Here is a 4,258-nt window from a genome sequence, read left to right on the forward strand (position 1 = left end):
TGACACGCTCAGTATTTATTGACCATGCCGGAGATGAGGGGGGTGGGGACCAGCCACATCACCAGGAACACCAGCAGGTTTCCGGCGGAGATGGAGGCATAGGCCCCCACAGAGGTGAGGTAGAAGGCCAGCAGCAGGCCGGCCACCGCCCCCAGACTGGCCAGCACGGCGGATACCCGCACCGCCCGGCGGAGCCGGGCGGCGCCCACCACCGCCTCGGAGTAGGGTGCCACCCCCTCCCGGCAGAGGACGGCGGTGAGAATGTCGCTGTGCTCCTGGTCCTGGTCGGACAGCTCAATGCGCCGCTCGGCGGCGGGAAACTCCATCTTGTCCACCGGCAGCTTGAACCGCTGGCGGAGCATGGCTGGAATCAGGTTAAAATCCCGAGTGGCCATGACGGGGGTGATCCGGTTGCGGATCAGGCTGTTGAGGGAGGGTTCCAAAGTTCCGTGGAGGGTGTAGTTCAGGGCGAAAATCCCCGCCAACTCCCCGTCGATGGCGCAGAATACCGCGTTTTTCACGTTGAGGCCGGGGGGCAGAGGAATCTCCATCAGGTGCATGAAGGCGGCCGAACCCACTAGCACCTGCTGGTCCCGGATGACGGCGGACAGTCCCCCCTCATAGCAGCAGAAGTGGGACATCCGCCGGTAGACGCAGCCCTGAGAGCGGAGCAGGTCGTGAAAGATCTTGTCCAGGCCGCAGCCCGACTCCTTAATCAGACTGGCGGTGTTGGCCACCACCTTGTCCACCGGGAAATCCCCAAAGACCTTGATGCCGTTGAGGGCCACGCACCCCGGGGGGAAAAAGTCGGTATCGGCAAGCAGGATACCGCTGCCGCCGGTGGCGGTCACTCCGTCCCAGCCGGCGATGGCGGCCCCCGACTGGCTCAGCCTGCGGCACAGGTCCAGCCAGGGCAGGGAAAAGCACAGCGCGCCCGACAGGGAGGCGGAGGCGGTGAGCATGGCGGACAGGCACCACAGCAGCCGCTCGGGGGCGCCCCGTCCGATGGAGGCCACGATGCTCAGCAGCAGGCTGGCCAGGAGCAGCAGGGGAACCACCCGTTGGAAAATCCGCTGGGCGCCGTCGGTGGCCTGCATCTGCCGGCCAAAGCCGATGGGGTCTCCCGACCACTTGGCGTAGGTGTCCCGGCCGTTCCACTTCCCCTCGTCCAGGGTGACCAGATAGGGGTGGGAGGCGGAGGCCGCCGTGCGGCAGGCCAGCCGCTGGCCCCGGCGCTTCCGGGCGGTCCCTTTCAGCAGCAGAGCGATGCCCAGGATGATGGCGGCGCAGTAAGGCATCTCCCCCTCCCGGCTGTCCAGCATGGGCATGGTCAGGGCGTCCGCCAAAGTGGCGGCGGCGGCAAAGACCAGCAGAGTGTCCATGCCGCACTCCAGCCGGAACAGGCGGGCCAGGCCACCGATGAGGGCGTCCAGCCCCAGCAGCATGGCCAGGCCCTGGGCGGCGGCCAGCAGCCAGAGCCGCAGCTGATCGGTGAGAGGTGCGGGATAGGGCAGCAGCTCCACGCTCAGGTACAGGGCGGGGAGAAAGAGCAGCAGCACCAGGGTGCCGCGCACGCTCAGGGATTTCAGACCCTTGCTGTACCGGCGGGCCAGGTCCCCGGCGGGCAGGTCGGGGGCGGGCGGCGGCTGGCGGCGGGGCCGGCGCTCCCGCCTGGGCCGGGACGCTTCCTCCTCTTCGTCGGTGCCGGGGATGTAGGCCTCGGCCCGGCGCACCTGCTCGTCGTGTTCCTTTCCCTCCTCCTCAAACATGTGGGCGGCGTAATCGTCCGCCTTGCGCACCAGACGGTTGAGCCTTTCGGCAATGGGGTTGTCGGTGGCGGGGGCCTCTTCCCCGGGGAAATCCACCACCTTGCTCTCCGCCCTGGGCGGCTCCGCCTTGGCCTCCGGTTTGGGTTCCGCCGGGCGCTGGGGCGGGGCCTGCCGCTCCACCGGGGCGGTTTTGCCTCCTTCCCCTCCTTTGCTGGAGGGGAAGGCCACCACCCGGCCCCCGCCCTTGGCGGGCGCGGACTGAGCCGGCCGGCTTTTGGGTACAATGGGGAAGGGAACGGTGTCCTCCCTGTCCCGCGCTCTGCGGGTGGAGCCGCTCCCGAACTCCGCCAAAATCTCCTCCAGGGAGAACTCCTCCCCGCCGGGTTTCTCCTTATTCAGTTCCTCGTCCCGGTCTTTTGCCATGGGAGAAAGCTCCTTTTCTTTGGAGTATGGATTCAGCCCATCCGCTGGCGCACCGCCTCATAAAGCAAAATGGCGGCGGCGGCGCTGGCGTTGAGGGAGTTGAGCTTCCCCTTCATGGGGATGCGCACCAGAAAGTCGCAGTTCTCCGCCACCAGGCGGCCCATGCCGTCCCCCTCGCTGCCGATAACGATGGCGGCGGGTCCCTTCAAATCGGCGTCGTACAGCAGCCGGTCCCCGCCGGCGGCGGTGCCGAAGACCCACACCCCCTCCGCCTTCAGCTCCTTGAGCAGGGCGGGCAGATTGGGGACCCTTGCCACCGGAAGGTGGCTCACCGCCCCGGCGGAGGTTTTGGCCACCACCGCCGTCAGTCCGGCGGAGCGGCGCTTGGGGATGATGACCCCGTGGGCGCCGGCACACTCGGCGGTGCGGATCACCGCCCCCAGGTTATGGGGGTCACTGAGCTCGTCGCACACCACAATCAGCGGCGGCTCCCCCTTTTCCCGGGCGGCGTTCAGAATATCGTCCACGCTGGCGTATTCCCGAACGGCGGCCTGGGCAATCACCCCCTGGTGGGAATGGGTGCGGCTCATAAAGTCCAGCTTCCGCCGGTCGCACTCCACCACCACGATCCCCTTGTCCCGGGCGGCAGCGGCGATGTGGCCCAGGGTGGCGTCGGTCTCCCCCCGGGCCAGAAAGATCTTGTCGATGGGGGTGCCGGCCCGGAGCGCCTCCGTCACCGCGTTGCGTCCCTCAATAAGGCCGTCCGCCTCCGCCTGGGGAATGGGTCTGCGCTCCTTCATCCTTCCGTCCCGCCTTTCTCATTCGTAACCACCAGTATACCACAACCAGACCCGCAGAAAAAGCCAAATTTGCTTCTTTCCCGCAAAATCCACCGGCAAAAAAAGCCCGGTTTTCATAGAAAGTTTACAGGTTTCCCGCCCTGGTTTCTTGTTTTTTCGGGGGCGCTGTGCTATAACTATATTACTTTGCAAAAAGAATCATCTCCAGCTTGGAGGAGGAACCTAGCTTTGAATCCTGACAATCAAAACAACAACCGGGGAAAGGGCGGCGGTGGAAACCGGCGCAATACCACCGCCATTATCTCCATCATTTTGTGGGCTCTGGTGCTCACCGTACTGGTGAACTACGCCACCTCCATGGCCCGCTCCGCCAACGCGGTGGAGATCAGCTACAGCCTGTTCTGTCAGCTGCTGGAGGAGGACAAGGTGGAGTCGGTGGTGATGGAGTCCACCAAGTACACCATCACCCTGAAGGACGGCGTCTCCGTGGACAAGAACGGAAACGTGGTGGAATCCGCCGTCCCCTCCTCCGACGGCGCTTCGGAGGAGCAGCCGGGCAGCGCTCTGGGCCTGCCCCCGCTGGAGAGCTGGGGCAAAAGCGAGGAGGCCGTTACCTACTACTGCGCGCCCGTATCCCAGGTGGGCCTGCGGGACGATGAACTGATCCCTCTGCTGCGTGAGCACGATGTGGATTTCGGACCGGAATATGTGGAGCAGCTCTCCCCCATTATCAGCCTGCTCATCTCCTATGTGCTGCCGGTGGTTATCATGGTGGTGCTCTTCTCTTTCCTGTTCCGGGGTATGGCAGGCAAGATGGGGGGCGGCCTGGGCAATCTGGGCAAGTCCAACGCCAAGGTGTACGTGGAGAAGAAGACCGGGGTCACGTTCCGGGATGTGGCTGGCCAGGACGAGGCCAAGGAGTCCCTGGTGGAGATCATCGACTTTCTCCACAATCCCCAGAAATATACGGAAATCGGCGCCAAGCTGCCTAAGGGCGCCTTGCTGGTGGGTCCGCCGGGTACCGGCAAGACCCTGCTGGCCAAGGCGGTGGCCGGCGAGGCCAACGTACCCTTCTTCTCCATCTCCGGCTCCGACTTCGTGGAGATGTTTGTGGGTATGGGCGCCGCCCGGGTGCGGGACCTGTTCAAAGAGGCCAGCAAGATGGCCCCCTGCATTGTCTTCATCGACGAGATCGATACCATCGGCAAGTCCCGGGACAACCGCATGGGGGGCAACGACGAGCGGGAGCAGACCCTGAACCAGCTG

At 65.2% G+C, this 4,258-nt stretch carries 3 protein-coding genes; 1 reads left to right on the forward strand and 2 read right to left on the reverse strand.

Annotated features, from left to right (window positions below):
• Positions 1–8 precede the first annotated feature (8 nt).
• Positions 9–2,192 (reverse strand): hypothetical protein, encoded by a 2,184-nt coding sequence (locus Q0J74_RS10520; RefSeq protein ID WP_297214403.1) that lies wholly within the window; start codon positions 2,190–2,192, stop codon positions 9–11.
• 32 nt (positions 2,193–2,224) lie between these two features.
• Positions 2,225–2,992 carry a 23S rRNA (guanosine(2251)-2'-O)-methyltransferase RlmB gene (gene rlmB, locus Q0J74_RS10525; protein WP_297214405.1) on the reverse strand — a complete coding sequence of 256 codons (768 nt, stop codon included), beginning with the start codon at positions 2,990–2,992 and terminating at the stop codon, positions 2,225–2,227.
• A 228-nt stretch (positions 2,993–3,220) separates the two neighbouring features.
• On the opposite strand from rlmB, the gene Q0J74_RS10530 reads away from it, so the two are divergent.
• Positions 3,221–4,258, forward strand: a 1,038-nt coding sequence (locus Q0J74_RS10530; protein ID WP_297214407.1) for an ATP-dependent metallopeptidase FtsH/Yme1/Tma family protein, incomplete at its 3' end; no start/stop codon positions are given.

This window comes from uncultured Flavonifractor sp. (genome assembly GCF_944387675.1).
Taxonomy (GTDB): Bacteria; Bacillota; Clostridia; order Oscillospirales; family Oscillospiraceae; genus Flavonifractor.